At 57.0% G+C, this 26731-nt stretch carries 26 protein-coding genes and 1 pseudogene; 9 read left to right on the forward strand and 18 right to left on the reverse strand.

Annotated elements, in window-relative coordinates; genetic code table 11:
• Window positions 1–69 precede the first annotated feature (69 nt).
• Window positions 70–630 carry a nucleotidyltransferase family protein gene (locus A0O30_RS00355; RefSeq protein ID WP_105945188.1) on the forward strand — a complete coding sequence of 187 codons (561 nt, stop codon included), beginning with the start codon at window positions 70–72 and terminating at the stop codon, window positions 628–630.
• A 59-nt stretch (window positions 631–689) separates the two neighbouring features.
• Here A0O30_RS00355 and A0O30_RS00360 read toward each other — a convergent pair whose 3' ends face one another.
• The 9 genes from A0O30_RS00360 to A0O30_RS00400 form a co-directional block, all read right to left on the reverse strand.
• Window positions 690–1199 carry a ProQ/FinO family protein gene (locus A0O30_RS00360; protein WP_105945189.1) on the reverse strand — a complete coding sequence of 170 codons (510 nt, stop codon included), beginning with the start codon at window positions 1197–1199 and terminating at the stop codon, window positions 690–692.
• Between the two features lie 113 nt (window positions 1200–1312).
• Entirely contained in the window at window positions 1313–1867 is a 555-nt protein-coding gene (locus tag A0O30_RS00365; protein WP_105945190.1) for a helix-turn-helix domain-containing protein, read from the reverse strand.
• A 144-nt stretch (window positions 1868–2011) separates the two neighbouring features.
• Window positions 2012–3370: an aspartate aminotransferase family protein gene (locus tag A0O30_RS00370; protein WP_105945191.1), complete on the reverse strand. Its 1359-nt coding sequence runs from the start codon at window positions 3368–3370 to the stop codon at window positions 2012–2014.
• A gap of 68 nt (window positions 3371–3438) precedes the next feature.
• Entirely contained in the window at window positions 3439–4212 is a 774-nt protein-coding gene (locus A0O30_RS00375) for a gamma-glutamyl-gamma-aminobutyrate hydrolase family protein (RefSeq protein WP_105945192.1), read from the reverse strand.
• A 74-nt stretch (window positions 4213–4286) separates the two neighbouring features.
• Complete coding sequence (locus tag A0O30_RS00380) at window positions 4287–5633, reverse strand: glutamine synthetase family protein (RefSeq protein ID WP_105945193.1); 1347 nt, start codon at window positions 5631–5633, stop codon at window positions 4287–4289.
• Window positions 5634–5660: 27 nt separating this feature from the next.
• On the reverse strand, window positions 5661–6215 hold the full coding sequence (locus tag A0O30_RS00385; protein ID WP_060500453.1) for a helix-turn-helix domain-containing protein: 555 nt from the start codon (window positions 6213–6215) through the stop codon (window positions 5661–5663).
• Between the two features lie 106 nt (window positions 6216–6321).
• Window positions 6322–6876 carry a pyridoxamine 5'-phosphate oxidase family protein gene (locus A0O30_RS00390; RefSeq protein ID WP_105945194.1) on the reverse strand — a complete coding sequence of 185 codons (555 nt, stop codon included), beginning with the start codon at window positions 6874–6876 and terminating at the stop codon, window positions 6322–6324.
• A 56-nt stretch (window positions 6877–6932) separates the two neighbouring features.
• Window positions 6933–7637: an SDR family oxidoreductase gene (locus tag A0O30_RS00395; protein ID WP_105945195.1), complete on the reverse strand. Its 705-nt coding sequence runs from the start codon at window positions 7635–7637 to the stop codon at window positions 6933–6935.
• 99 nt (window positions 7638–7736) lie between these two features.
• A complete protein-coding gene (locus A0O30_RS00400; RefSeq protein WP_105945196.1) occupies window positions 7737–8630 on the reverse strand; it encodes a LysR substrate-binding domain-containing protein in 894 nt (297 codons plus the stop codon).
• Window positions 8631–8909: 279 nt separating this feature from the next.
• Between A0O30_RS00400 and A0O30_RS00405 the strand changes: the two genes are divergently transcribed.
• Window positions 8910–9836 carry a LysR substrate-binding domain-containing protein gene (locus A0O30_RS00405; RefSeq protein WP_105945197.1) on the forward strand — a complete coding sequence of 309 codons (927 nt, stop codon included), beginning with the start codon at window positions 8910–8912 and terminating at the stop codon, window positions 9834–9836.
• A 39-nt stretch (window positions 9837–9875) separates the two neighbouring features.
• Here A0O30_RS00405 and A0O30_RS00410 read toward each other — a convergent pair whose 3' ends face one another.
• Window positions 9876–11138 (reverse strand): FAD-binding oxidoreductase, encoded by a 1263-nt coding sequence (locus tag A0O30_RS00410; protein ID WP_105945198.1) that lies wholly within the window; start codon window positions 11136–11138, stop codon window positions 9876–9878.
• Window positions 11139–11475: 337 nt separating this feature from the next.
• Here A0O30_RS00410 and A0O30_RS00415 point away from each other — a divergent pair, with 337 nt between their 5' ends.
• Entirely contained in the window at window positions 11476–12168 is a 693-nt protein-coding gene (locus tag A0O30_RS00415; protein ID WP_105945199.1) for a tellurite resistance TerB family protein, read from the forward strand.
• Window positions 12169–12184: 16 nt separating this feature from the next.
• Here A0O30_RS00415 and A0O30_RS00420 read toward each other — a convergent pair whose 3' ends face one another.
• Together A0O30_RS00420 and A0O30_RS00425 are read right to left on the reverse strand one after the other, a co-directional pair.
• A complete protein-coding gene (locus tag A0O30_RS00420) occupies window positions 12185–12901 on the reverse strand; it encodes a murein L,D-transpeptidase catalytic domain family protein (protein WP_105945200.1) in 717 nt (238 codons plus the stop codon).
• A gap of 85 nt (window positions 12902–12986) precedes the next feature.
• Complete coding sequence (locus A0O30_RS00425) at window positions 12987–14021, reverse strand: L,D-transpeptidase (protein WP_105945201.1); 1035 nt, start codon at window positions 14019–14021, stop codon at window positions 12987–12989.
• A gap of 264 nt (window positions 14022–14285) precedes the next feature.
• On the opposite strand from A0O30_RS00425, the gene A0O30_RS00430 reads away from it, so the two are divergent.
• The 6 genes from A0O30_RS00430 to A0O30_RS27595 all read left to right on the forward strand — a co-directional run bounded on the left by A0O30_RS00430 (window position 14286) and on the right by A0O30_RS27595 (window position 21364).
• Window positions 14286–15806 carry an NCS1 family nucleobase:cation symporter-1 gene (locus A0O30_RS00430; protein ID WP_105945202.1) on the forward strand — a complete coding sequence of 507 codons (1521 nt, stop codon included), beginning with the start codon at window positions 14286–14288 and terminating at the stop codon, window positions 15804–15806.
• A gap of 85 nt (window positions 15807–15891) precedes the next feature.
• Window positions 15892–16281 carry a GFA family protein gene (locus A0O30_RS00435; RefSeq protein ID WP_105945203.1) on the forward strand — a complete coding sequence of 130 codons (390 nt, stop codon included), beginning with the start codon at window positions 15892–15894 and terminating at the stop codon, window positions 16279–16281.
• Between the two features lie 184 nt (window positions 16282–16465).
• Window positions 16466–16795: a hypothetical protein gene (locus tag A0O30_RS00440; protein ID WP_105945204.1), complete on the forward strand. Its 330-nt coding sequence runs from the start codon at window positions 16466–16468 to the stop codon at window positions 16793–16795.
• 198 nt (window positions 16796–16993) lie between these two features.
• Entirely contained in the window at window positions 16994–17863 is an 870-nt protein-coding gene (locus A0O30_RS00445; RefSeq protein WP_105945205.1) for a GyrI-like domain-containing protein, read from the forward strand.
• Between the two features lie 407 nt (window positions 17864–18270).
• Window positions 18271–19572, forward strand: coding sequence for a hypothetical protein (locus tag A0O30_RS00450; protein ID WP_105945206.1), 1302 nt, complete (start codon window positions 18271–18273; stop codon window positions 19570–19572).
• 712 nt (window positions 19573–20284) lie between these two features.
• Window positions 20285–21364 (forward strand): HEPN domain-containing protein, encoded by a 1080-nt coding sequence (locus A0O30_RS27595; RefSeq protein ID WP_146256282.1) that lies wholly within the window; start codon window positions 20285–20287, stop codon window positions 21362–21364.
• 103 nt (window positions 21365–21467) lie between these two features.
• Here A0O30_RS27595 and A0O30_RS00460 read toward each other — a convergent pair whose 3' ends face one another.
• The 6 genes and pseudogenes from A0O30_RS00460 to A0O30_RS00485 form a co-directional block, all read right to left on the reverse strand.
• Window positions 21468–22754, reverse strand: coding sequence for a hypothetical protein (locus A0O30_RS00460; RefSeq protein WP_105945208.1), 1287 nt, complete (start codon window positions 22752–22754; stop codon window positions 21468–21470).
• Between the two features lie 67 nt (window positions 22755–22821).
• Window positions 22822–23628 carry a DNA adenine methylase gene (locus A0O30_RS00465; RefSeq protein ID WP_105945209.1) on the reverse strand — a complete coding sequence of 269 codons (807 nt, stop codon included), beginning with the start codon at window positions 23626–23628 and terminating at the stop codon, window positions 22822–22824.
• Between the two features lie 151 nt (window positions 23629–23779).
• Window positions 23780–24334, reverse strand: a complete 555-nt coding sequence (locus A0O30_RS00470) for a lysis system i-spanin subunit Rz (protein ID WP_105945210.1) — start codon at window positions 24332–24334, stop codon at window positions 23780–23782.
• Window positions 24334–24633: pseudogene (locus tag A0O30_RS00475) on the reverse strand (glycoside hydrolase family 19 protein); the annotation flags it as partial. The gene A0O30_RS00470 and the pseudogene A0O30_RS00475, both read right to left, overlap by 1 nt.
• 113 nt (window positions 24634–24746) lie before the next feature.
• Window positions 24747–25553: a hypothetical protein gene (locus tag A0O30_RS27600; RefSeq protein WP_146256283.1), complete on the reverse strand. Its 807-nt coding sequence runs from the start codon at window positions 25551–25553 to the stop codon at window positions 24747–24749.
• The gene (locus A0O30_RS00485) at window positions 25550–26683 is read right to left on the reverse strand and encodes a site-specific integrase (protein ID WP_105945347.1); all 1134 of its coding nucleotides are present in this window, start codon (window positions 26681–26683) and stop codon (window positions 25550–25552) included. Before A0O30_RS00485 ends, A0O30_RS27600 begins: the two co-directional genes overlap by 4 nt.
• Window positions 26684–26731 lie beyond the last annotated feature (48 nt).

The following is a 26731-nucleotide window of genomic DNA, read 5'->3' on the forward strand; positions in this document are numbered from 1 at the left end:
AATCACTGCACAAGGACGATTGAGAGGTAAGATCGGCCCTCTGTCATGCAACCCTGAAGGACAGCACGCATGCATTCACTGACCGATGAGCAGGTGCTGGAGAGCATCCATGAAAACCCGGTAAACCGGGCGCTCCTGACGATCCTGCCAACGCTGGATGTTCCCCACTGCATGTTGACTGCGGGCGCCCTGTTCCAGGCCTTCTGGAACCACCGCGCGGGGCTGCCTGCCGAGTGGGGGATCAAGGACTACGACATCGCCTATTTCGACACTGACCTGTCCTGGGAAGCAGAGGACCGGATGATTGCCAGGGTGCAGCAGGCCTGTGCGCACCTTGGCGTCAATGTCGAGGTACGCAATCAGGCCCGCGTTCACCTGTGGTACCAGGCCAAGTTCGGCGGCACTTACGCGCCTTTACACAAGGTGACCGATGGCATCGACCGCTACCTGATCCGCTCGACCTGCCTGGGCGTTGATGCACACACAGGCGCGCTGTACAGCACGCATGGCCTGGAAGACCTGCAGAACAACCAGCTGAGGATGAACGCGTTGAATCCTCGCCCCGATTTGTTCAAGGCAAAAGCCGCCAGTTATCGCGAGCGCTGGCCATGGCTTGCCTTGGTCGAGTGATGGCCTATGCCGCTGCGTTACTCATGTTGGCCTTGCAGCAGGCAAGCCGCCCGGGCGTGTCAGTCGGCGGCGGGCGTCGCTGCGGTGTCAGCGGCGGGGGCCGGAGCCTGCGCTTTCGACTTCGCACGGTTGCGACGGTCCTGGCTGCGCTGCCGCGATGCCTGCTGCTTGGCATGCAGTGCCTGAGCGGCGGTTACGGTGCCAGCGGCTTGGCCGGTCAAGTCCAGGCGTGGTGCGTTCTCGACCATGCTTGCCCAGTACCGGGCACCCCGGCACCAGGTCGAGATGCCCAGCTTGAGCTGCTCACGGGTTAGCCCGAGCAGCTCCAGGTGTTGCTCGGCATCCTTGAAAATGCCCTCTTTGAGCGGCACCTTGGGGGCCGGGTTGACCGGGAAGGCCAACGGAAAATGCTTCTGCAATGGCCAGATCGCCGCGACCGCCGGATCCTGCTCGCGCGGCTTCGCCTGCGGGGACGGTTTGCGCTTGGGCTGTTTCGGGCTCTCGGCCTTTACCTGCTGTTTTTCCGCCCGAAGGCGGTCGCGTAGCGCTGCTAGTTGTTCAAAACCCATCGTTCAGTTCACTGCTTCGAAGTTGATTGCGTGGCGCAAGGATACCCTATGCAGCCCTTACAGTGTTTGCAGGTCATCTTTCCTGGCCAACCGAGACACGCCGAGTGGGCCTTTCAGCTGAACACCCAGAGTACCCGTGTGGGCTTGTCGGTGAGGTTGGCGTAACGAAAACTGGCGTGGGGTTGCAGCTGAAAGCTGTCACTGGCGCGCAGCGTTACCGGCTCACCGCCGCCCAGCCACACGGTCAGTTCACCTTCGAGCACGAAGCAGCCCTGCTCCGAGCTGTCGTCCAGGTACTCCTCGCCGCTGCTGGCCCCCGGTTCCAGATGGCTATCGAGCATGGAGAACGCGCCCGATATGGTGGGGGATGCCAATACATCAGTGATGCCGCCCGCCAGGTGAAGCGTGCGACGCTCGTGCGGGCGGGTGACCCAGTCGAGCTCGCGGGGTTTTTCCAGCTTGTAGAAGTAGGCGGTCGAGACACCCAGCTCTTCGCTGATGGCGGTAAGGTCGGCCACGGTCGGGCGTGATACGCCCCGCTCGACCTGGGACAGAAAGCCCACCGAACGGCCGATTCGCTGGGCCAGATCGCCCAAGGTCAGGCCTTTGAACTTGCGCAGGTCGCGAATCAGTACTGCCAGGCCTTCGATTTCTTCGTGCACTTTCATAGTTGAATCGCGACTTTCAGACAGGAAATGAATGCCCTGAAAAGTACATGATCCGACTCGCAAAGCAAAATGCTTCACAGGTGTACGTCTTGCCAGCCGGGCAAACCGGGGCCGCCTTGCGACCCCGGTGCAGCCAACGGCCGCTTAGCGAACAGCCTCGTACGTCAGGTCCAGGCACTTGCGGGCCTTTTCCACCAGTTCGTCAATCTCCTCGATGCTGATCACCAGCGGTGGCGCGATGATCATGGTGTCGCCCACGGCGCGCATGATCAGGCCGTTGTCGAAGCAGTGCTGGCGGCAGATCATGCCCACGCCCTTGCCTTCGTAACGGGCGCGGGTGGCCTTGTCTTTCACCAGCTCGATCGCACCGAGCATGCCCAGGCCACGCACTTCGCCTACCAGCGGATGGTCGGCCAGCTCGCGCAGGCGTTGTTGCAGGTATGGTGCGGTTGTATCGTGCACCTGCTGGATGATCTGCTCATCACGCAGAATGCGCAGGTTCTCCAGGCCTACCGCCGCCGCCACCGGGTGGCCGGAATAGGTGAAACCGTGGTTGAAGTCGCCACCTTCGCTGACTATCTGGGCCACTTCGTCACGCACGATCACCCCGCCCATGGGGATGTAGCCAGAGGTCAGGCCCTTGGCGATGGTCATCAGGTCGGGTTTGAGGTCGTAGTAGTCGGTACCGAACCACTCACCGGTACGCCCGAAGCCGCAAATCACTTCGTCGGCGACGAACAGGATGTCGTACTTGGCGAGGATCTCCTTCACCTTCGGCCAGTAGGTCTGCGGCGGAATGATCACGCCCCCGGCGCCCTGGATCGGCTCGGCGATGAAGGCAGCGACGTTGTCTTCGCCGACTTCAAGGATTTTCTTCTCCAGCTGCTCGGCCGCCCACACGCCGAATTCGGCCTCGGTCATGTCGCCGCCTTCCCCGAACCAGTAAGGCTGCGCAATGTGCACGATATCCGGGATCACCCCGCCCTGCTGGTGCATGCCGCTCATGCCGCCCAAGGCGGCGCCTGCCACGGTAGAACCGTGGTAACCGTTGATGCGGCCGATGATCACCTTCTTGTTCTTCTGGCCCTTCAGCGCCCAGTAATGGCGGACCATGCGCAGCACGGTGTCGTTGCCTTCGGAGCCGGAGCCGGTGAAGAACACATGGTTCATGCCTTGCGGGGCCACGTCGGCGATCGCCTTGGCCAGCTCCAGTGCAGGCGGGTGAGCGGTCTGGAAGAACAGGTTGTAGTAAGGCAGTTGCTTCATCTGCTGGCTGGCGACTTCGGCCAGCTCATCGCGACCATAGCCAACCGCCACGCACCACAGGCCGGCCATGCCATCGAGAATCTTGTTGCCTTCGCTGTCCCACAGGTACACGCCCTTGGCCGAGGTGATGATGCGCGGGCCTTTCTCGGCCAGTTGCTTCACATCGCTGAACGGCGCCAGGTGGTGGTCGCGACTCATGGCCTGCCAGGCCAGGGTTTGCGAATTCTGCTCACTCATTGCTTTCACTCCATCGCGTTGCGCAGCCAGGCTGCGCAGGTACTTTTTCTAGTTGGGAAAGGTCGCTTTCAGGCAGACAGCAACAGCTTCTGGCGCAATACCGAGCGCTGCCGGCAGGCCTTGCCGAAGGACTGGAAGAGGGTCAGGTAGTGCGGGTTGTCCATGACCTGGAACTCAGGGTGCCATTGCACCGCAAGGGCAAAAGCCTTGCCGTTCTCGACCGAAATCGCTTCCACCAGGCCATCGGGTGCCAGCGCTTCCACCCTCAGCCCCGGGGCCAGTACATCGATGCCCTGACCATGGATGGAATTGACGTCGAAGATCGCCGGCAAACCCATGCGGTCGAGCAGGCCACCAGGCTCTACATGCATGGTGTGGCGCGGGCCATACTGCTTTTCGATGGGCTCGCCCTTGCCTTCACGGTGGTCCATGAACACCCCGGCCTCGTGCACCTTCTGGTGCAGGGTGCCGCCCAGTGCCACGTTCATTTCCTGAAAGCCACGGCAAATGCCGAGTACCGGCACACCGGCAGCGATAGCCGCACGCATCAGCGGCAAGGTGGTGGCATCACGCAGCGGGTCGTGATGGGTGCCCTCGGCACTGGCCGGGCCGTTGTAGTGAAACGGCTCGATGTTGGACGGCGAGCCGGTGAAGATCAGCCCGTCCACCACGTCGAGAATATCGGCGCTGTCCATCAGCTCACCGAGGCTGGGTATCACGATGGGCAAGCCACACGCCGCCTTGGCCGCCGCGCGTGCATACTTCTCGGCGATGGTCTGGGTGGCATGCTGCTCAATCATGCTGGTGCATGCGGTAATGCCAATAACGGGCACACGTGGCATATCTTCCTCCGGCAAATCGGTATTGCGCGTGGTGTTTGAACGTTGGAAAGGCGTCGCTTTACGAACGGCGCCAGCTACAGGAACCAGCGGTATTCGCGGGCATCGATGTGGCGCATGAAGTCCAGTTGCTCCTGGTATTTGTTTTCGCAATAAACCATCACGAACTCACTGCCCAAACCCTGGTTGACCACCGGGTGGTGACGCATGGTGGCCAGGGCACCGAGGGCATCCTTGGGGAAGTCGATGCCGCTCTGGCGGTTGTCGTTCAGCGGGGCGATGGGCTCGACGCCGCGGTCCAGGCCATGCTCCATGCCGGTCAGGATGGCCGCCAGCACCAGGTACGGGTTGGCATCGGCGCCCGCGAGGCGGTGTTCGATGCGCAGGTTGCGCGGGTCGGACTCGGGGATGCGAATGCACGCATCACGGTCTTCGAAGCCCCAACTGGCCTTGCTCGCCGCGTTGACCATGGCGCCATAGCGGCGATAAGCATTGTGGTTAGGGGCGAAGATCGGCATGCAGTGCGGCAGCAACTCCAGGCACCCGGCTACCGCATGGCGCAGCTTGCGCTGTTCGGCACCGGCAAGGATGTTATTGCCAGCGCTGTCGTACAGGCTGACGTGCACATGCATGCCGCTGCCTGGCGCATCCAGGTAGGGCTTGCTCATGAAGCTGGCACGGTAGCCGTGCTTCATCGCGATACCCCGGGTACTGCGGCAGAACAGCGCCGACCAGTCCGCCGCGCTCAGGGCATCGTCGCTGTGGGAGAAGTTGATCTCGAACTGGCCTGGGCCCAGCTCCGCAGTGATGACGTTCGCTGGCACACCCTGCTCGTTCGCGCCATCCACCATTTCGTGCAGCACCGAGGAGAAACGCGACAGCCGCTCGATGTGCATGTTCGGCTGATCGTCTTCATCCCCGGTCGCCGTGTCGCGTGGGTACTGCGGCAGGCCGTTATCCAGCTGGCGGTCGAACAGGTAGAACTCCAGCTCGAACGCCACCACCGGGCGAATGCCACGCTTGGCCAGGCGTTCGATAACGCGGGCCAGCACCTCACGGGGCTCGAACTCGATCGGCTGGGCGGTGCCGTCGGAGGTAATCAGCATCTGGGCGATCACTTCCTTTTCCCAGCGCACCGGTTTCAGGGTGCCTGGCACCAGACGCCGCGTGGCATCCGGGTCGCCGTCGGCGAAGCAGTAGTCACCAATCGGGTAGAGCCCACCCTGGGTGCCGAGCAGCACGCAGTTCTGTGGCAGCTTCAGCGGCGCGCCGGCGGCGACCTTTTCCAGCATGTCCATGGGGTAACGCTTGCCGTAAAAGTGCCCGGGGATATCCAGCGCAATCAGGTCGACATAACGTATGGCCGGGTGCTGCGCTCGAAACGCACGCACTTCAGTCAGCAGATCCGGAAAGATGACACTCATCTTCTTATCCTTGTGAGTTGAACGAATTCAATTGAAGACCCAGAGCACGCGGGTGGGCTTTGCCGTCAAGTTGGCGTAACGGAACTGCGCGTGGGGTTGCAGCTGGAAGCAGTCATTGGCCTGAAGGGTCACGGCCTCGCCTTGGTCCAGCCATACCGTGAGTTCGCCTTCGAGCACAAAGCAGCCCTGCTCGGAGCGGTCACTCAGGTACGCCTCGCCACTGGTGGCGCCGGGCTCGAGATGGCTGTCGAGCAGGGAGAAGGCACCGGCGATGGTGGGCGACGCCAGCACATCGGTGATGCCCGACTCCAGGTACAGCGTGCGCCGCTCGTGGGGGCGCGTGACCCAGCCGATGCTGCGGGGCTTGCTCAGGTTGTAGAAGTACGCGGTCGACACGCCGAGCGCTTCGCTGATGGCGGTGAGGTCGGCCACGGTCGGGCGCGAAACACCGCGTTCGACCTGGGAAAGGAACCCGACCGAGCGGTTGATGCGCTCGGCCAGCTCACCCAGGGTCAGGTTCTTGAATTTGCGCAGGTCGTGAATAAGGATCGCGAGGGCTTCAACCTCTTCGTGCATCTTCATCGTTTCGGACTGCCGTGAAATTTTTAGAGTTATTTTTCATGAAAAATTACATGAAAAATTTCACGAGTCAAGCCTGGAGATGGAGATGTGCAGCCAGAAGCCGGCCTCAGGGAGCAAGCCAGGTGGATTGCCACCCTCCCTCATGCCGCAAGAAGCGAGCCCGTTGCTGAACAGGTCGCGTGAGATCCAGCCACTCCAGGGCTCGCGGCTCGATGCAAATAATTGCAAAGTGCTCGAAACCGTCCTGGATGCGTTTGTTGATGGCTTCCGGGTTTTCAACCACCTGCCCCGGCACTGCGCCATGGCGGAACAGTGCCTGTGTCTTGTCACGCGCTGCCGCCCAGCAGCGTCGTCGATGCCCGATATCCTCGATCAGGCTGGCAAGCCCCTCCATGCGCACCTGCGTCAGGCCGCAAGGGCTCAGTGCCGTGATTGCAACGCGTGGGTCAACGGCTATCTGTGTGCATTTTGCCGAACGCCTGTCCGCGTAAAAGTACAGCGCGCCTGCACGGGCATCGGCATCACGCAGCACAACCGTCCTGGAAACAGGCCATCCTTGCTCGTCCAGAGTGGAAAGCTGCATGAGCCGATAAGGGTTGCGCACGGGGCCGACCGGGATCGCCAGCTGCGTCCAGATAAACTGAAACAGATCGTCCAGCATGAAGTCATCCATGTCCCCTGAAACGAGGGCCGCAGGCATGCTGCGGCCACGGGCGATCAAACGCTGCGTGTTACGCCGCCATCGACCCTGATGTTCTGCCCTGTGATGTAGGCGGCGCCTTCGCTAGCGAGGAACGCAATGGTCGCCGCGACCTCTTCACTGGTGCCATAACGCTTGAGCGGCACGCTGTCACGGCGCTGCTCGGTGGCCGGCAAACTGTCGATCCAGCCTGGCAGGACGTTGTTGATGCGCACGTTGTCCCCGGCGAAATTGTCGGCGAATATCTTGGTGAACGCGGCGAGGCCTGAGCGGAATACGGCAGAAGTCGGGAACAGCTCACTGGGTTCGAACGCCCAGGCAGTAGAGATGTTGATGATCACCCCACCCTTCTGGCGCTGCATGTAAGGCGTCACCAGGCGAGTCGGGCGAATGACATTGAGCAGGTAGGTATCCATGCCCTTGTGCCAATCTTCGTCGCTGATTTCCAGGATCGGCGCGCGCGGACCATGGCCGGCGCTATTGACCAGCACATCGATACGGCCCCATCTCTGCACAACAGCATCGACCAAGCGTTGCAGGTCCTCAACCGACTGGTTGCTGCCGGTTACACCGACGCCACCAAGCTCGGCAGCCAACGCCTCACCCTTGCCCGAAGAGGAAAGAATACCCACCTTGAAGCCATCGGCGGCCAGGCGCCGTGCCGCTGCCGCGCCCATGCCGCTGCCACCCGCCGTGATAATCGCAACTTTTTCTACTGACATGCTGCCTCCAGATCTCTCAACACTGATTGCTTAGGTGCATTCACCTTAGCAGCAGCCCCAGTGGCGAGGGAGACAGCTGAGCTTTACTGTTGCAATAGATTAACTATCGACAGCTTGTTGTTTGAGCCAGTGTTGGACAAGGCTCAACGAATCCGGCTGCTTCATCTTGCGTGGCCACACCAGGTAAAACGACTTGTCGAGCCTGAGCTGCCGGGTGAAAACCTGCATCAGCCGGCCTGCGGCGATGTCCTCACCGACAAACGCGAGGCTGGCCAACGCAATGCCCTGACCGTTGACTGCTGCCTCAATGGCCAGTGAGGTCTGATTGAAGCGCAGGTTCCTGGCTGTTGGTTGCGCATGCTGCGGGAATAGATCCGCAAGAAACTGAGGCCAGAAATTATGGGCATCGTGAAGCATGATGAAGCCCTGAAGCTGTTCAAAGCTGACGGGAGTTTCGCTTCCTTCAAACAACCTTGGGCTGGCCACTGCAACGATGCGCTGCTCCATCAACAGCTCGCTGTTCAACCCTGCTCCGAAGTCAGGCTTGCCATAACGGACTGCGATATCCACGCCATCGGTGCTGAAATGAGAGAGCCGATCGGTGGCCAGCACACGCAAATCGATGTCTGGATGGTTTTGCGCAAAGTCGCCGAGCCTGGGAATCAGCCATTTCGAGGCAAAGGTGGGTGTAACGCTGACCGTCAGGTGAGATGTCTGTGGCTTGAGCAGGCGTGTTGCCTCGTCAATCATGGCGAGTGCACTGCGTATGCTTGCGCTGTAGCCCTGGCCCGCATCTGTCAACGCCAAACCACGGGGTAGACGTTCAAACAAGCGCACGTCCAGGCTCGCTTCCAACCCGCGTATCTGCTGGGCTACCGCTGCCTGAGTCACGCCCAGTTCCTCGGCAGCCACACGAAAGTTCAAATGGCGAGCCACCACTTCAAAAACACGCAACGCATTGAGCGAGGGCAAATCAGGGAAACCGTCTGACATGGCAATGGAAATTCTATCGAATTGTCTAATTTTTTTTGCCTCTCTGATCCCTGCGCAAGGTTGATAACCTGATCAGGCTCGAAAGATTCACCATGCCGAGGCTACTCCCTGAAAGTCATCAGAGAAACCCGTGCCAGTAGATAAACATTGTTTGCTAACGGGCCCCTTCATGAAACGCTCGCAAACCTCGCCCGGATGAAACAGTCCAGCCGGCGTTAAATCGAGCTGTAGCGACATGATTACGGCCTGGCGACTATCGTGTTGCAGGAGGGCTACAGGATGAAGGTCACTGATGCGCGCCGTATGACTCAAGCTGTACACAACCAGCTTATTGCATTCGAAGCTACCGCCAGGCTTGGAAGCTTCAGGTCCGCAGCCGACGAACTCTTCGTTACGCAGGGCGCAGTTGCGCAGCAAGTTCGCGTCATGGAAGAAAAACTGGGTATGAAGTTGTTTACCCGCCTGCCCCGTGGCCTGGCCCCAACTGCGGTGGCACAGGACTACGTCAATCGCGTTCGCCTGGCCATGGGAATCATCGAAGAGGCTACGCGGGCCCTGCTACACACCGAGAGCGAAAAAGACCCCTACCGACTCACACTCAGCACGACGGCAGCATTCGCCAGTCGCTGGTTACTACCGCGCCTTGCGCGACTGACTGCACAGCATCCACGAATATCCATCATGATAGATGCAACCGATGTCACTCGACCGCTGAAAGGTCCGGGCAGCGTCGATATGGCGATCCGATGGGGCGCGCCACCTTTCCTCGACACCGCTGCACGTTTCTTGCTGCCGGGGCGCAGCATTGCGGTGTGCTCTCCCACCTTGAGTGGATACGGCGGTTGGCAGCGTCCTCGGGATGTACTGGACGTACCGCTGATTTCAGACACGCATAATAACTGGACACGTTGGTTTGACGCCTACGGGTTGCCGGGTGCCCGTTTCTCGGGGCCGTCCTTCTCGCAGGCCAACCTGGCGCTTGACGCGGCTGAACAAGGGATGGGGATTGCGTTGATTCCTGAACCGCTGGCGATTCCCTCACTTAAGACAGGCGCGCTGACAAGGGCATTTGCTGGCGCTTACCCGCTGGAAACCGAACACGGTTTTTATGTGGTGACGGCTGAGCCCATCCCGCCCGACTCTGCCCTGGCAACTGTCGTGACCTGGTTGCTCAGCGAAGTCGACGTATGCACCGGGTTGAAATGAACGGCGCTGAGCGCAAGGCCCAGCGCCACTAGAAAACCGTCAGATCACGGCCCGCTCGATTACACGCTCACCCTTGGCAAAGCGGGCGTAAAGAAACGGCGACAGGTCAAGTGAGCGAAACTCCCCGTAGATAATCTGCTCCGCGATCCCGCGCCCAACAGCCGGCCCCTGTTGCGAACCATGGCCGGAAGATCCATTGCTGAAGTGGAAGTTAGACACCACATCATGAGGGCCGATCACGACGTTGTAGTCGAACGTGTTGAAGTCGTAATGGCCGATCCAGCTGTCGATCACCTCCACATCGCCAAACTGCGGAATACGGTGGGACAGTATGGGGTGAATCTTCTTCTCCCAAATACCCGCCTCAGCGGTGAAATCATCGTAATCGACGGTCTCATCCTCGCCCAATGGCGGGCAGCCAACCAGGTAATCATCGCCAAATTGGCGGAAGTGGACCCCAGTAGGGTCGATGGTGAGTGGCAGGTCACGATCCAGCGGGTGTTTTGCACGGAAGATGTAGGTATATCGCCGTTTAGGCTGGATATCGAGCTCAAGGTCAGCCATGGCGGCGATTTGACCCGCACGGGTTCCCGCCGCATTGACGATATGGCCTGCCTTGATGACCTCGCCTGATGCCAGCGTGACATGAGTTACCTTATTGCCTGTACGGCCAATGGCAACCACCTTGTTGCGGATATAATCCACGCCACGTTCAATCGACTTCTTGATCAACCACTCCACCATCAGAGGTGCGTTGTAGTAGCCCTCGTCCTGCGTGTTCAGGCTACCCGCTTCAATATCGTCCAGCCGATAGAACGGATATTCAGCAGCGATCGCCTTTCGATCCACCATACGCGTACCGGCACCACTCTCCGCTTGAACTTTCTGATCCCGTTCGAGCACGGATGTGAGATCGGTATTATCGGAAAGGTAGAGATAGCCGAAATTGCGGATCGGGAGATCTGGTATTGCGGGATCTCCACCCAGGTTTTGACGGAATGACTTCACAAATTCGGCGGCAAACTGGCCGATTCTGACATTGATAGGGTTCGCAAACTGCTGCCGCATGCAGTTGTTCGATGCGCCGGTCTGTGACTTGGCGAATGTGGTGTCTGGTTCGACAACCAGAACTTTACCCTTGAAGTCGGGGTTCGACACCAGAAACCAGGCAGTGCATGCCCCCATGGTGGCGCCGCCGATAATGACGACATCATAAGCACCCTGCTTCGGGGTAGTCTCGGTCTGCGGAATGTTTATCTGCCAGGAAGCGTCTTTTGACGATGAGTTTTGCTGGTAGGCCATGTTTTTTCTCAGCGGGTTAGTGGTTTCCGCTGTTATGAAGCCAGATTAAATTGCCTCGCACTAACCAGAAATATTAAGCCCAGCCAGTAGCGATACTACAGGCTGAGGGCGCTCAAAAAAAAGCCAGCACATGCCTCTGGACGGTCAGTCTGTTACAGGCATTACCCCGGCAGCCAAACAACAAGGGAAGTACATCGCCAACGACATTGGCCGACGCTTGAAGGGCAAGCCCGCTGACGCGCCCTTCACCTATAGGCATCGGGGGAACCTGGCCACCTTCGGTCGCAGGGGCTATCGTTGTCTGTCTGGGCAACGACTACCGACCGAGGGCGGTGCCATGAACACCAGTGATCTACTCGAACAGTTGCTTCGCGCCGGGCAACGCTCGCAAACACAACAAGGCAGCGGCGGCCTGTCGTCGCAAGACGGCCTGGGCGGCTTGCTGGGTGGGCTGCTTGGCGGCGGCAGTGCAACGGGTGGCCTGGGTGGTTTACTGGGTGGACTGTTGGGCGGTGCTGGCGGCTCGGCCCAAGGGCGCTCAACGGGCGGCACGAACTACGCTGCCCTGGCATCGTTGGGCATGATGGCATTCCAGGCCTATCAAAGCTGGCAGCGCAGCCAGGCGGCGGCACCGCAACAGGCCTTACGCACAGTCGATCAATTGTCCGGCCCCGAGGCCGAAGATCACAGCCATGCTGTGTTGCGCGCACTGATCGCGGCAGCCAAGGCGGACGGTCGCATCGACCAGCAAGAAGAACAGTTGATCTACGCCGAAATCAAACGTCACACCAAAGACCCGCAACTCCAGCAATGGCTGGATGAGGAAGTCAGCAAACCACTCGACGCTGCCGAGGTGGCACAGTCGGCCCAGGACCCGGCCATGGCCGCGGAAATGTACCTGGCCAGCGTGATGCTGGTGGATGATCAGCAGCCCGGCGAGCGGGCCTACCTGGACGAACTGGCCAGCGCACTGCAACTCGATCCGGCATTGCAGGTGCACCTGGAGCAACAGGCCAAGGGTAGCCAGTAACTACCCGCCACTTCCCCTACTTGCTGGCAATCGACTGATTCGCCAGCGGGCAGCTCTGGGCGTTAAGAAAACGCGATGTTTTCAGCCAGTCCTGCTGCGGGTAATAGGCGAACACATAGCTACCGCGTTGCAGCGTCTCGATCAGCTTGCCGGCAATGGCCGGCCGAACAGCCGGGCACCCCTGGCTGCGCCCCAAACGACCGAGGCCGGGCACCACCTTGGGGTCGGCATACGCGGCGGCGTGCATCACAATCGCCCGCGACATGCTGTTGTCATTGAACCCCGGCTCCAGCCCCTGCAGGCGAAGCGCGCGGCCGTGCTTGCCACTGTAGGTCTGGCCGGTCTCATACAGGCCGATAGACGACTGGTAGCTGTTAGGCGCGTTGGAAAACGCAGTCGGTACATCGGCGCCGCTGTTCTTGCCATGGGCGACCCATTCCTCGAACAACAGCTTCCTGGCACGCAGGTCGAACACCCACAAGCGTTTGTCACGCGAGGCCTTGGAGTAGTCGATCACCGTCAGCAACTTGTCCGCGTCGCTGTGGCTGGCGCATGCGTAGGCGGTGAGTGCCAGGGCCAGGGTCGACAGGCTGGCGCTCGGGGCCAACTGCTGCAGCTCGGCGGCACTCGGCAGCGGTTGCGCGTGGGCGGCTTGCCAGGCGCTGAGGAAAAACAGGCCAATACTGGCCAACGAGAGCCGCGCGGCTCCCCGCAATGGTTTGAAGATCGACATGGATTACCTTGATGAAAACGTGGCCGTTGTTGCCTTGATTGCAGCCAAAAGCGGCTACTTTGCTTGATTCCTGCGGCATTGCCGATCATTTCTTGACCAATGGTTTAACGTCTTCACTGCCTTCGGTGCTGATTACCGTGAATTGTCCATTGCTGCGGGTATCCCGGGTGGATGCCCAGTCGGTGATCACCAGCATCGTGCCAACGTCCATCGCCGCCCGCAAATGGCGGCGGAATTCCGGGCTGATGCTCAATTGGCCCAATTGTTCATAAGGCGTGTTCCCGTACTCCGGGTTGCTCAGGCCCACCACCGACCAATGCAAGGGTAGCGCGCCATCGAGTGCCGGGGCGGATGGCTTTTGCAGCAGGGAATACACCGCCATGCCGCTGCGATGCTGGCTGCTTTCAAGCGAAAGTGCCGGTGCCGAGCCGACCAGCTGGCCACCGCGAAACACGTAGGCGCGCAAGTCGGCGCGGCTGATCAGGATCGACAGCGGCCCTGCCGTCGGGTCGGGGTCGTTCCAGAACTGTTGATTGCTCAAGACCAACGGGCCTTGGGCTTTGCCCTCGCTGACCGTGGGCGCCAGCACCCCGGGGTGGTAGACCTCCACCGGTGCACTGTGGGTGTCGGAAACGATGACCGTGGTCGAACTGAAGCCGGTCACTTCGTACAGCTTTTTGGCAAAGTCCATGGGCAGCCGCACGCAACCATGCGAGGCGGGATACCCCGGCAGGTGGCCAGCGTGCAGGGCAATGCCGTCCCAGGTCAGGCGCTCCATGTAGGGCATCGGTGCGCTGTTGTAGAGGCTGGATTTATGCTCGACCTTTTTCTGCAGAATGCTGAATACCCCGGTGGGGGTTTCCCGGCCTGGCTTGCCGCTGCTCACGGTGCTGACGCCGATGGCGATGCCATTGCGGTACACATAGGCACGTTGCTCGGTGAGGCTGACCACCACAGTCACCGGCCCCACCGGCGAGACCTGCGGGTACCAGAGAAACTGCCCAGGCTTGAGGCTGTCGAGTTGGCTCTTGAGTTGGGCCGGGGTCGGGACCTGCAGGGGGGCCGCTTCGACCAAGGCGACGGCCAGTAACAGACCCAGTCCGAGCGGTACATGCAACATCGAATAGCCCCCGTTAGAACCCTGCCCCCAGCTTAGTCGGAACATTCCCCGCAAAGCCAGCCATTCACTGCGTCAACCTGCGCGGGTGGTAACAACTGCGCACACAAATGTGCACGAACTTCCCACTCCAAAGGCCCGATCCGTCGCGGCAAAAGGCAGCAAAACGGCGCCAAAACGGCAAATTCCATGAAACCTTCGGGTTGGTACGAATCTTGTTTGTATACAACTCCAACAATAAAAGTACACAACCATCATGGAGTTCCGATGGCGTCGATTTCTCGTTCCGATGTTGGCCACCTTGACGCGCTACCCGTCGAAACGGCCGAGCCCGCTCAGCAGGCATTGAGCCCGCGCCTGTACAGCGCCGACCTCGCGCCAACCCGCGCGGCAAATCGCACCTGGGGGCGCTACAGCCTGTTTGCGCTGTGGACCAACGATGTGCACAACATCGCCAACTACTCCTTCGCCATCGGCCTGTTCGCCCTGGGCATGAGCGGCGCGCAAATCCTTGGCGCCTTCGCCCTCGGCGCGCTGGTGATTTACGGCCTGATGAACCTGTCTGGCTACATGGGCCAGAAAACAGGCCTGCCCTACCCCGTCCTGTGCCGGATCAGCTTCGGTATCCACGGTGCACAGATCCCGGCCCTGATCCGCGCGGTGATCGCCATTGCCTGGTTCGGCATCCAGACGTACCTCGCCTCGGTCGTGCTGCGCGTGCTGCTCACCGCCATCGTGCCAGACCTCAAGGCCTACGATCAGAACGCAATCCTTGGCCTGTCGACACTGGGTTGGGTCACCTTCCTGGGCATCTGGTGCGTGCAGGTGGCGATCTTCGCCTACGGCATGGAGATGGTCCGCCGCTTCGAGTCCATCACCGGGCCGATCATCCTGGTCGCATTCGCCTGCCTGGCGGGCTGGATGTACTGGCGCAGTGGCTTGTCGATTGCCTGGTCCAGCGGCAACGCCCCGACCGGCTCGACCATGTGGCTGAAAGTGCTAGGCGCCGCCGCCCTGTGGGTCTCGCTGTACGGCACCATGATCCTCAACTTCTGCGACTTCACCCGCAACTGCCCAGACCGGCGCACCATCAGCGTGGGCAACTTCTGGGGCCTGCCCGTGAACATGCTCGGCTTTGCGCTGATTGCCGTGGTGCTCGCCGGTGCGCAGTTCAGCATCGACGGCAAGCTGGTGCAGGGCCCCACCGAAATCGTCGCCGCCATCCCCAGCACCGTCGGTTTGGTGCTGGCCTGCCTGGCCTTCCTGATCGTCACCGTGGCGGTGAACATCATGGCCAACTTCGTCGCCCCGGCCTACGTGCTCGCCAACCTGGCCCCGAACCTGCTGAACTTCCGCCGCGCGGGCCTGCTCAGCGCCGGCATCGCGGTGGTGATCCTGCCTTGGCACCTGTACAACAGCCCGTCCGTGATCGTGTATTTCCTCGGCGGCCTGGGCGCCCTGCTCGGCCCGCTGTACGGCATCATCGTCACCGACTACTACCTGGTGCGTCGCAGCCGGGTGAACCTGCCGCAGTTGTACAGCGAAAGCACCGAGGCCGCCTACCACTACAAGGGCGGGGTCAACCTGCGCGCCGTAGCGGCGTTCATCCCCGCTGCGCTGATCGCCATCGTGCTGGCGCTGGTGCCAGCGTTCGACACGCTGTCGCAGTTCTCGTGGTTCTTCGGCGCCGGTTTGGGCGGGTTGATTCATTACGCCATTGCCGATCGCAGTGCCAGGCATGCCGACGTTTCCGGTGAAAGCATCGCGGTGGATAGCGCGCAGCACTGAAAAGCGGCCAACAGGCCGCCCTGGCCAGTCGACGGACCAAGCCGGGGCAGTTACGCTGGCGCTTTCCACCTGCACGGAAGCGCCAGTGAAAGAGGCCTATCAAGGAAGCTGCCTGTGCGCAGCGGTCAGTTACCTGCTACTTACCCCACCCAAGGCAGTAAGCCATTGCCACTGCAGCCAGTGCCGCAAAAGCCACGGGGCCGCCTTCGCCTCATACGGCAGCGTTCCACGCAGCGGGCTGCGAATACTGCGCGGCGCTGCCAGCCTCAAGGCCTTTGCCTCCTCACCCACCGTAGTGCGCGAATTTTGCGCCGAGTGCGGCTCTAGCCTGTTCTGGTCACGTTCCCAGGGTGAGTTTGCCGCTTGGGTTTCGATCGCGCTGGGCACGCTTGATACACCGTTTCTGCCCAAAAAGCAGAAACACCTTCATGTCGACTCTGCTGCCCCCTGGTACACAGCCTGTAGTGCTGACTGAAACCCACGGCTGCACTGCCAGGGCGGTGCCAAAAGCGCGATGGCAATTGCCCGTGTGCGTGCAACTTTGGCGATTGAGCCCGGTCTGTATAGTCCCGCTGGGCACCCAGCACCCCATGCGGATACCCATGGACCGGCGTCTTCATGATGCCTCTTGATCACAACCAAACCGATAAGGAAATCTCATGCGTACATTCAAATACGTGCTCGCGGCGTTGCCATTCTTTGTTCTGGCCGGCTGCGGCAACGACGCCCTGGAAGGGACTTACGAAGCGACCACCACTGTAATGGGTTTCAAAAGCCCCAAGCAGAAATGGGAGTTCTCCAAGGACTACATCATCGCCAACGGCAGCAAGGTCAAGGTTGAAGAGTGGGAGCGCAAGGACGATGTGGTCATTGCGCGCAACAAGGACGGGCTTGCACTGATCAACGTGCGCGTACTGGACGGCGGCAAGCGTCTGGAGGCCGTTGGCGGCAGTGACATGGCCAAGAACGAGTTCGTGCGAGTGGATTGACCCACCTGTCAGCCAGCGCTCCAGGGGCCGCGTTGCGGCCCAACTTGCCTAACGGGTGGGCATTGCGTTAAACCCGCGAACACGGGCGCCCTCCACGGCATGGTCAAACGTATTCCCGATTGAGCAATCACGGCTAGGCACCTCGATGCCTGAACAACGGATGCTAGCGCTCACCGCACCTTCCGGAGATTCCGTTCGTTGACTGACTCACAGCACAACCCGACCTACGCAAAACGGTTCGAAGCCGTGCTTGCCTATATCGACAGCCACCTTGAAGGCGACCTGTCGGTGAATGCCCTGAGCCGCATCGCCAACTTCTCGGCGTTTCACTTTCATCGGCAATTCACAGCATACATGGGCGTTCCGGTTACACGGTATGTGCAACTGATGAGGCTTCGACGTGCGGCGCATCAACTGGTCGCCTCGCCCACAACGCCCGTACTGGAAGCCGCATACGGCGCCGGCTTCGAAAGCCCCGAAGCCTTTTCCAGGGCGTTCAAGCGTGCCTTCGGCATGGCGCCGAGCGTTTTTGCCAAGGCGCCGAACTGGCAGGCCTGGAGTGCGGTGTTCGTTGTGCCTCACTTAACCAGGAGTATCACCATGCAGATCCGTATCGTGGATTTCGCCGAAACCCGCGTGGCCGCGCTTGAACACCGAGGGGCGCCAAGCCTGGTCGGCGAAAGCGTTGCGCGCTTTCGCCAATGGCGCATGCACAGCGGCCAGTCGCCCGTCGCGACCAGCCGCACCTTCGGCATCCCCTACGACAACCCCGACACCACCCCGGCCCACGCCTTTCGCTTTGCCGTGTGTGGCGAGCTGGACGAGGCCGTAAAGCCCAATGATTTCGGCGTGCACGAACGGGTCATCCCGGCGGGGCGTTGTGCCGTGATTCGGCATACCGGCTCGCCTGACTACATTGGAGAGACCATTTATCCGCTTTATCGGGACTGGTTGCCTTCGAGTCATGAAGAGCTGCGGGATCATCCGTTGTTCTTTCAGTACCTGAGTGTGTACCCGGAAACGCCGCTGGAGCAGTGGGAGACGGATGTGTATGTGCCGTTGAAGTAAGTCAGGCCGTGGGCAGCGGGCAACGCCAATCATCACAGGGCCAGACGCATGGCAGGCCAAGCTGTTATGCCCATTCCCCAAAACTCCCGGCGTCGGGCAACCACGCCGGGTATCAGATACGTGTCCCAGAGGGCTCAAGAATCAGCTCAAATTCAATGTGCTGAACCGTTCCGACGGTTCAGCGTTGCACCGATGATGGATTGGGCATGGCTTTCCTGCGGACCTTATCCTGCGTAGCCTGTCGGCGGTACCAATTTGTCTTGTACCAATTTTGTACCATGCCAAATTAGTGTATCCACCTCCCCTCTTCATTTTTCAAGCATCTAATGGCAATCTCCCCTCCATAGCCAACCCGCTTAATGGCCTCTACGCCGAAGCGTCAAAACTCTTATTAATACGAGGTGGAAATGAGCAGCTTTTCAATTGAGCACATTTCAAAAGATATTCATTCGCCCAAGACAAGAAAGTATTTCGAAGAAGTAATTTCATCATATCAAAATGGCAATTATCGTTCCGCCATCGTCATGCTCTGGTCCGTGGCTGTGTGCGATATAGTTCATAAGCTTCAAAACCTTATAGACATATACAATGATGCCACTGCAAAACAAATTCTCGACGAGATGAGCGCAGCACAAGAAGCCCAACCAACATCTTCAGGCTGGGAAATAACCCTATTTGAAGAAGTTTTCAAAAAAACAGAACTCCTAGATTCTCCAGAAATCGAAAACTTACGAAGCCTGCAGAAGCAACGCCACCTTTCCGCCCACCCCATATTAAATAGAGACCGAGAGCTACACTCACCCAATAAGGATACCACAAGAGCTCTGCTGAGAAACACATTAGAAGGGCTCCTTATCAAACCACCTTTCTACACAAACAAAATAATAAACGAGCTTCTTGCCGACCTATCAGAGTCTTATGAGGCGCTCAACACCCGAGATAAAGTCAATCAATATCTTGAAAACAGGTATCTCCGCCGATTGAAGCCAGATGCCCAAATGGCTTTATACCGTAGCTTCTGGAAATTCACATTCAAACTGGATAATGAAGAATGCAAAAAACATCGTAAACTTCACCTACACGTTCTCGAATGCATCAGTGCTCGGCAACACTCGCGCATCCCAGACGCCATTAGAGGCGACCACGACTTTTACGGAAATGTCGCCTCTGGCGGAATGGCACTAACATACATAGTTTTCTATCTCGCCAAAAACCCTGGGCTTTTCGAATGCCTGCCGGAAGCTGCACAGCTAAAAATTTCGCATCACATCGAGAATGACTCAAACAGCAGGGTCCTAGGATGGTTTATCCAACCGAACCTCGAAGCCCACTACAACGATCTGCTAGCTTGGATCACCGGAGATGAATACCCAACGATTGACTCAGAGCTCTGGGCAATTATCCTCGTATTTGAAGATTCTGGTGAGTGGCAGAGAAGCTGCTGCAAACTCATGGCAGCCTATTACTGCGCAAGTGGAAGTTATAATTCCGCAGACTCTAGATTTCAAAGCTCTATCCAGTCAAATCTTGATCTATTCGACATTGAAGCACTTCAATTCCTGCTAGAAAACATCAAACTAAACAATCAGACATACTATCGAGGCCGAGCCGAATCCGATCACATCAAAATAATAGAAAGAATCACCACAGTAGACCCTTCATTTGATTACAGCGAGCACCCACATTTCTCAAGGCTGATCGAAGAGTGATTATTAAGCATACACCGGCCTTGCTAAAGCAATAACTGAAATAGCGCCCAAGCCACGCACACGAAATGTTGGGCGCTTAATGTGTCTGTAAGCGAAACCACAAAAAAATAGAATGGAAAACTGGCAAGCAGCGAGCATGAACCATCCGAAGCTGATCGACCCTAATCGTATAAGACTATCTCATAAATTTTCGGCGCCTCCCTCAGCGGAGGTGCGAGGGACGGCTCGCCCTGCCATAAGGTCGTTGATCCCATTGAGTGCCGACATCAGCCTGTCACTGGCCACGGCGTGCGTCATCGCAAGAATGTCGTCAGTGAACTTACCAGGCTGCCGCAGATCGGGCAGCATCACATCGGCATTGCTGTAACGTTCGCCGGCTTGGTAGACCCGCTTCAAAGCTTCCGACAGGTGCCCGTTTCTGTCCAGCTACTCGTCGCGGCCCGCCGGGACCGTAGCGCCGATGTCACCCACTCGTCTCTGAATCATCAGAGGATCTGTCAGCATCAACCAACGAACCTATGTGGCCAGCATTGAGCTATCATCCAAGCTCTTCGGCAACCCAACATTGAACTCTCTAACGTAGACTATCTTGCGCATGAAATCGAAATGGGCAAAAAAGGCCGCCCCAACCGAACTGATAACTGAGACTTTAAACTTAATATCCGTTGATTCGGATGGGAGGGGTAGCTACCAATTTCCAGCTGAATTCCTCATGGACAGCCTTCACGGCTTAATTGAGCATGAACATCCGCTGGACAGCACAACTACATATAATTTCTTACGCCAAGCACTATTCAACTGCAAAGACCCCAACCGCCTGCTGAGTGAGTTCGACAAACTTTGCCACACAAAACCAAAAAGCGAAAAATATGTCTTAATCACTTGCATACAACTCAAGGGAGTATACCACCTCCCAACGACATCATTTCACGACTGTAAAATCAGACTTGTCAACCAGCTTCCAAAAAAATATGCTGCGGCCCGACAAAAAATCTTGGCAAGCATCACCGAAAGCACTGAAATCGAGACTGGACTGACGTATGCAGTTATTTCCAACACAGCCAAAAGCGCAGAATCTGCAGTAGACAAGGCTACTGACGCGTTCTCCATTTTATCTGGACTTCTTCAGTTAGGCTTTAAAAAGTCTGTTAACTTTTTAGCGCTAAGAGATGAAGACAAATACCCTTCACGCCTTGTCATTGATCAATGTAAAATCCTGACACTCCACCTGAGCAATGGAAGAGCCCACGCTGAACCCGCATGGACCAATACAGACTATCAAGAAAGAAAACCCGCAACACTTAGAAATCCTAAAAACACGGTCACGCACACAAACAAAAGAAGAGCTCAACTGAAGAGACTCCCCTTTAGATCACACATTGAAAAATGCCTTATCAATTACAGCTCTGCACTTTCTTCAAAAAATCCAGAACTAAGATTCTTGAAGCTCTGGGTAGCACTAGAGCAACTACTAGATACAGATGATACCGACACGCTAATAAAAAGAACCTCGTTTTTCTACAGTGAGAAAGACGCACAAAAAGCTATATTACGTTCGCTTCGACTAGCAAGAAACAATCATGTTCACGGCGGAAAGCCACCACCGAACATCCATTTGAAGATATTTCAACTCTGCCAGCACCTAGAGCACGCACTTCTATTCTTCATCAGCAACCCATTCAACTACCGAACAACCGAAGAAATTACAAACTTCATCTCAATATCGACAGAAGCAGACAACATTCAAGGACAAATCAAAAGACTAAAGGCCGCACTTAAATTTATAAGCTGACATCCTATTGACGCCCACTTCTTTTAAATGACATCTCAAGCCTCAACATGACACGCCCACTTCTCAACGTGGGCGTGCCACCTTCTAAACAATCGGGAAATAATTACTCACCCTCAATCATCGCTGCGTAATCGATACCAAACTCGTCACATTCAGCCTTAAAATTTATAAGACCGACAGCCGAGCCAAATGCTTTGAGCACGCCTTCCAATTCGATACTATTTTTTATCTGGTCATTGCGGAGCACTGCATTGAGCAGAGCCGCGGTGAATTTGGCCGGTTCACGAGCATCCCCTATCACGTTTCTTAAGTACTTACCGACGTCATTAGCTTCTGCAAAACTCTTTGCCAACCTATAGAGCGCTAATACTCTCGCCAGAACCTGGTCTGGAATAAAAACGATCCAAGGAATTCGTTTTAGCTCAGCTAGCGTCGCATTTTTTATCCTGACTTCTGCGGATTTAATCAAATATGGATTACCACAATCCAGGACTGCCTCAAAGTCTTCGAGCAGTTCCACTGGAGCATTTTCAACATATGTTATCAGCCTCCCTCTTTCAAAATCATCGAGCGCATCCCAGAGACCCAATGAAGTATTATAGACAAGAAGCGCTAAAAGTGAATTCATCCCCCTCTCATCTTTCTGAACGCTTGCCACCTTGGAAAAAATTGCAGCAACGTGCCCGTCCCACATTTCGGGATGAATGATCTTCGCTGCTTTGAGTGTCAGTAAAGCTCGCATTCCAGGGATCGCTGACTGATGCTCAAAGAGATTTTTAAACATCACCCTTATGAGATTTTCGTAAAGCGACCGACGGGGGCGACTAAAGGCGCCCTGCTTTAAAAACTCCACCACTTTCTCCAGATTGGTGGGGAAATATCTAGAGGCAATATCAGCAATTAAGGTATCCAGCACCGACTTACCATTTGCAGCTGGGCGTGAAAGAATAGAGCGCACAGAGTTAGCAATATGCATCCTTGCTAACTCAGCAGTAGCTTCAAAGACTCCATCATCGCCAACCTGTGAAGGATGAGCGCAACGATTCCGGTCGTCGTAAAGCCTGCACAAATCAATATGTTCAAGGTGAGACACAAACTCAAACTTGTTCAAAGCCATGTCTTTTAGGTCTTTCTCAAAAATTAGGGCTCCTTTGATATCTCCGTCGCGCTGAATCTTTTCAAAGCGCAAAACTTCAACCTGCGCCATTTTATCATTTGAGGCAGCCAGCTCTCTAATCTTGTCCACCAAATCAAAGGCTACCGCAATCCAACACGAAACTACGGCCGATCTATAGGCTCCTGAGCGATAACAAATGACCGCTTCCCGTATATACTCTTTAGACCGGGGGTCTTGACAGGTCAAAATTAATTCATCGAGATCTAAAAGCATGTTTTTTCCTGAATTTATTGCTTGCGGTAATATTGGCTATTCACGTTCACGAGCCGCCTCTACTACTTTATAAAAACTGATCAAAAAGCCCACCCATCCGATTCGGCTTCCAATTCATGATCACAAGTTCACCGAAAACATCAGCTTTGCCTCTTCGCTGATTCGTATTGCTATAGCGAATATTTAGGGACTCAAAATGGAAACCCTCAAACGCTCGGCGAATGCCGGGATGGTCGTTGATGCTGACCATCACCCTTCCCTTGCAACTGCGCATGAAGTCAGCCATACATTCGTACTCCTTAAACGGAAAATCCAAGCCATAACCTGCAGTCTGCCAGTAAGGCGGGTCCATATAGAAGAAAGTATGTGCTCGATCATAGCGCTCGGCGCAGTCGAGCCAAGACAGATTTTCGATGTAGGTACCCGCAAGACGCTGCCACGCGACGGACAGGTTTTCTTCAATTCGCAACAGGTTGATGGCCGGCCCCGTGGTCGCGGTACCGAATGTCTGCCCAGCATCCTTGCCACCAAAGGCATGCTGCTGCAGGTAGAAAAACCGCGCCGCACGCTGGATATCGGTCAAGGTTTCAGGGCGCGTCATCTTCTGCCATTCGAAGATCTGCCGAGAGCTGAGCGCCCATTTGAACTGGCGAACGAACTCCTCCAGGTGATTCTGTACAACGCGATAAAGGGTAACCAGGTCACCGTTGAGATCATTCAGCACCTCCACGGGGGCGGGCTGGGGGCGCATGAAGAACAACGCGGCACCGCCGGCGAAGACTTCGACGTAGCATTCATGAGGGGGAAAGAGTGGGATCAAGCGGTCGGCCAGGCGGCGTTTGCCACCCATCCAGGGAATGATTGGAGAGGTCATAGGTATGCAAGTCTTTACTGTATGAATACACAGGTGTTAGACTCGCCGCGCTTTGTGCACAAGGCAGAGGCCACGGCTGGACTTGCAGGAAGGGTCTGCGGGTTCGGCGGGCCGGGCTGGATGTTGACGCATCCACCCGGCTCGCCTCTTTTCACTTGGTGGCTTCGCGAATGTAGGCCTGACAAGCCTGTAGCGCGATCAGCCCCCGGTCGCCTTCGTCGGTGATGGCGACAATTCGTTGAGCATGCGCTCGGTCAAGTTGGGCGCGTACGGCGCCATGTACCAGGCTTCCGGTGCCGGCGGTTTCTGGCACTCCACCGTCACAACCCGGGGCGGCAAAGGCTCCGACGTCGACAAGGACTGACAACCGCAGATCAGCGGTAGCAAGCCTGTCACGCAGGCGAGCTTGAGTAGTTTGAGCATCGTTCATCTCCTGCCAATGTGTTTTGCCCTGCTCCTGCAGGCGAACCTCCAGGGCTTGTCGCTGAGCCTTCTGCTCCGCCAACTGATCCAGGGCTGCAGCTGCAGCCTCTTCACGCTCGCGACCATAGGTTCGATCCTTGTCGGCCAGCTGCCGAATGTAATCAGCTGACTGATCCGCGAGCTGCCGACCGTACTCGCTGGCCTGCCACACCCAGGCGCCTCGGCCACCGACATAGAGCCCGAGCGCAACGGCCAACAAGGCGATACGCCAATTGAGCGACATTACTGCAGCACCTCAAGCGCTCGCTTGTAGAGCGCTTGGCAATCTTTCAAACCATTCAGGCCACCATTAATGCGGCGAGTGATCGACTCGAAAACCGAGTCATCGGCACTTGCCACTTTGTCAGCGAGACTGTTAAGGCCTGCGCGCTGCCAAAACCAGCCGGCCGACAGCGACGCATAGACCGGCTGCTCGAGCAGGTCCGGGGTATTGAGCAAGCGACTGTCACCGAACAGTGCCTCACTGCAGGCTTCGTAGTTATCGCGCCCGGTGATCTGAATCAGCCCACGGCCACGGTACCGCACGCACAGCTTAACAAAGCGTTAAGATCTAGCTGAGCAAGCACTCCGGGCACTGCCAACAACCAGTGCCCGGAGAATACGACCCAGCCAGCACGTTTATCTATCCCTTACCCTCAACCTTCTACCGTCTCCTTACACATTTCTTGGAAGCTATACTCGATACTCCACTCCTTACGTGTACCAGTTACACCAAACTCTGGTAACCAGTCGCGCCTATCTTCCTCTCGCAACTCGAATCCCTCAGGAAGATATTGAATCAAAGTCTCGTATTCTCTAGCCAGTCTATAGGCATAGACTTGGCGCCCCTCCACCATACCAAAGCGAATTTCTTGGTAGAAACTACCACCCCGCGACTGGAAGAAAACATTGACAGACTGCTCCCCATCACATGCTGGCAAACATGTCAGAATTGAACCCCCACCAACCGAAAGCTCGTCTGAGCGAAAAGTTTCCTCGATTCCTTTGGTTATATCACCAATATCAACAAATCGAACGCCGAACTTAAATAGCGGATAATCACCACAGTGACGCAAGTGCCACTGTCGAATTCCGTTAACCTGCCCATTAGGCATTACACAGCAGAAACTGTCACCACCATTTATATGCCCCACCAGTTTTTTCACATTAGACTCAAGGGACTCGGCCAGCTTTTCAAGTCTAACCTCTACATCACCCAAACCATTACTCAATTTTACGAGACGACTTTCAACGCTACCAAAACTCTTTTCCACCCCAACTTGCTTACGCACCCGAAACACTTGCCCAACCAGCCAGCTAGATAGAAAAAAGGCGGAGCTAAATGCAGTCACAACAGCAACTAAGGTCAACGATTCCCCACCCAGAGAATAGACAGTCCACGCAACAGCGGCAGCACAAGGCAAAGCAAACTCTTTAATCAACTGCACAAACACTTTTTTCATCGTTCCCTACCGTCCACTCTAGCCCCCAAAAAAACCTCACTATCAATTATCTTGCAAAGCCAATCCCAGCAAACATAACGATCACCTCGCCCACGCAAGTGCGTATAACGTCGCAGCGAGTTCCAGTCGCGGTGTCCGGACACACTCGAAACTCTCGGTATATCCCAATCCATTTCGAAAAGCCTGCTCACACCTTCGTGGCGCAGATCGTGAAAATGCAGATCCTCCACGCCAACCATCTTGCACGCCCTAGACCAAGCCGTGCCGATTGAATCGGTGTTGTAAGGGAAGATCTCAGCACATTGACGAGGCAAGCTTTGCACAATCGCCCATGCCTCATCTGGCAGATGGCACCACACATCGTTACCGATTTTCTGCCCGGGGTTTTTCATGTCCCGCACCTTCACCGCTTGGCGGTGCTCATCCAGATCCTCCCACATGATGCGAGCGATCTCGTCCATACGGCGCGTAGAAAAGATGGCAAACGCCACGACCTTCGGCATGTGAATGACTGTCGGACGCCGTGCAAGCATCTCGACAAAGTGCTCTAGCACTTTGTCGAGCTCTTCGAGCGTTGGCCTGCGATCCCGCTCCCGGCTTTTCATGTTGTAGCCGAGGCGCTTCAGGACAAGGCGTGCATCGGGCATAGCTGGAGGGTTGATCTCGTACTCCCACGCTGCCCTGGCCAACGACAACACTGAGCCCAAGTGAGCCAGATCATTGCCGGCTGTCTGCGGTTTGATGGCACCGCCTGCAGGACTCATACGCCATAGGGCATAGTCCACCAGTGCCTGCTGACTGATGTCAGAATCGACCATCTCACCCAGGTAACTGTTCTTGATGGCGTTCAGCGTGCGTCGCTTAGTCTCGCCCAGAGGCCGAGCTTTCTCGGCCTCAACCAGATACCGGTCGATCATATGTGTGACTGTGTGCCCTACCCGGTTGGCGCGCTCGATAGCACCAGGCTCAGACAACTCGGTTTCCCGTCGCTTCGCCCAAGCCACCGCAGCCTGTTTGCGGGCGAACGTTTGGCTCTCTTGGTAGACTGTCACCTTATCGCGATTAATGCGGATCTGGACGAGGTAGCTGGTGCTGCCATCGGCCTTTTTACGCGTTCTGATCGTTGCCATCTGAGATTGGTACACGTCGTCTTTCGCTAGGTACATTGCACCAAGCGC

Source organism: Pseudomonas sp. LLC-1 (assembly GCF_002992185.1).
Taxonomy (GTDB): domain Bacteria; phylum Pseudomonadota; class Gammaproteobacteria; order Pseudomonadales; family Pseudomonadaceae; genus Aquipseudomonas; species Aquipseudomonas monteilii.

Excerpts from the sequence above, each read along its gene's own strand:
- A0O30_RS00355 (WP_105945188.1), top strand. The coding sequence starts at position 70 with ATGCATTCACTGACCGATGAGCAGGTGCTGGAGAGCATCCATGAAAAC.
- A0O30_RS00360 (WP_105945189.1), bottom strand. The coding sequence starts at position 1,199 with ATGGGTTTTGAACAACTAGCAGCGCTACGCGACCGCCTTCGGGCGGAA.
- A0O30_RS00365 (WP_105945190.1), bottom strand. The coding sequence starts at position 1,867 with ATGAAAGTGCACGAAGAAATCGAAGGCCTGGCAGTACTGATTCGCGAC.
- A0O30_RS00370 (WP_105945191.1), bottom strand. The coding sequence starts at position 3,370 with ATGAGTGAGCAGAATTCGCAAACCCTGGCCTGGCAGGCCATGAGTCGC.
- A0O30_RS00375 (WP_105945192.1), bottom strand. The coding sequence starts at position 4,212 with ATGCCACGTGTGCCCGTTATTGGCATTACCGCATGCACCAGCATGATT.
- A0O30_RS00380 (WP_105945193.1), bottom strand. The coding sequence starts at position 5,633 with ATGAGTGTCATCTTTCCGGATCTGCTGACTGAAGTGCGTGCGTTTCGA.
- A0O30_RS00385 (WP_060500453.1), bottom strand. The coding sequence starts at position 6,215 with ATGAAGATGCACGAAGAGGTTGAAGCCCTCGCGATCCTTATTCACGAC.
- A0O30_RS00390 (WP_105945194.1), bottom strand. The coding sequence starts at position 6,876 with ATGCTGGACGATCTGTTTCAGTTTATCTGGACGCAGCTGGCGATCCCG.
- A0O30_RS00395 (WP_105945195.1), bottom strand. The coding sequence starts at position 7,637 with ATGTCAGTAGAAAAAGTTGCGATTATCACGGCGGGTGGCAGCGGCATG.
- A0O30_RS00400 (WP_105945196.1), bottom strand. The coding sequence starts at position 8,630 with ATGTCAGACGGTTTCCCTGATTTGCCCTCGCTCAATGCGTTGCGTGTT.
- A0O30_RS00405 (WP_105945197.1), top strand. The coding sequence starts at position 8,910 with ATGAAGGTCACTGATGCGCGCCGTATGACTCAAGCTGTACACAACCAG.
- A0O30_RS00410 (WP_105945198.1), bottom strand. The coding sequence starts at position 11,138 with ATGGCCTACCAGCAAAACTCATCGTCAAAAGACGCTTCCTGGCAGATA.
- A0O30_RS00415 (WP_105945199.1), top strand. The coding sequence starts at position 11,476 with ATGAACACCAGTGATCTACTCGAACAGTTGCTTCGCGCCGGGCAACGC.
- A0O30_RS00420 (WP_105945200.1), bottom strand. The coding sequence starts at position 12,901 with ATGTCGATCTTCAAACCATTGCGGGGAGCCGCGCGGCTCTCGTTGGCC.
- A0O30_RS00425 (WP_105945201.1), bottom strand. The coding sequence starts at position 14,021 with ATGTTGCATGTACCGCTCGGACTGGGTCTGTTACTGGCCGTCGCCTTG.
- A0O30_RS00430 (WP_105945202.1), top strand. The coding sequence starts at position 14,286 with ATGGCGTCGATTTCTCGTTCCGATGTTGGCCACCTTGACGCGCTACCC.
- A0O30_RS00440 (WP_105945204.1), top strand. The coding sequence starts at position 16,466 with ATGCGTACATTCAAATACGTGCTCGCGGCGTTGCCATTCTTTGTTCTG.
- A0O30_RS00450 (WP_105945206.1), top strand. The coding sequence starts at position 18,271 with ATGAGCAGCTTTTCAATTGAGCACATTTCAAAAGATATTCATTCGCCC.
- A0O30_RS27595 (WP_146256282.1), top strand. The coding sequence starts at position 20,285 with ATGGACAGCCTTCACGGCTTAATTGAGCATGAACATCCGCTGGACAGC.
- A0O30_RS00460 (WP_105945208.1), bottom strand. The coding sequence starts at position 22,754 with ATGCTTTTAGATCTCGATGAATTAATTTTGACCTGTCAAGACCCCCGG.
- A0O30_RS00465 (WP_105945209.1), bottom strand. The coding sequence starts at position 23,628 with ATGACCTCTCCAATCATTCCCTGGATGGGTGGCAAACGCCGCCTGGCC.
- A0O30_RS00470 (WP_105945210.1), bottom strand. The coding sequence starts at position 24,334 with ATGTCGCTCAATTGGCGTATCGCCTTGTTGGCCGTTGCGCTCGGGCTC.
- A0O30_RS27600 (WP_146256283.1), bottom strand. The coding sequence starts at position 25,553 with ATGAAAAAAGTGTTTGTGCAGTTGATTAAAGAGTTTGCTTTGCCTTGT.
- A0O30_RS00485 (WP_105945347.1), bottom strand. The coding sequence starts at position 26,683 with ATGGCAACGATCAGAACGCGTAAAAAGGCCGATGGCAGCACCAGCTAC.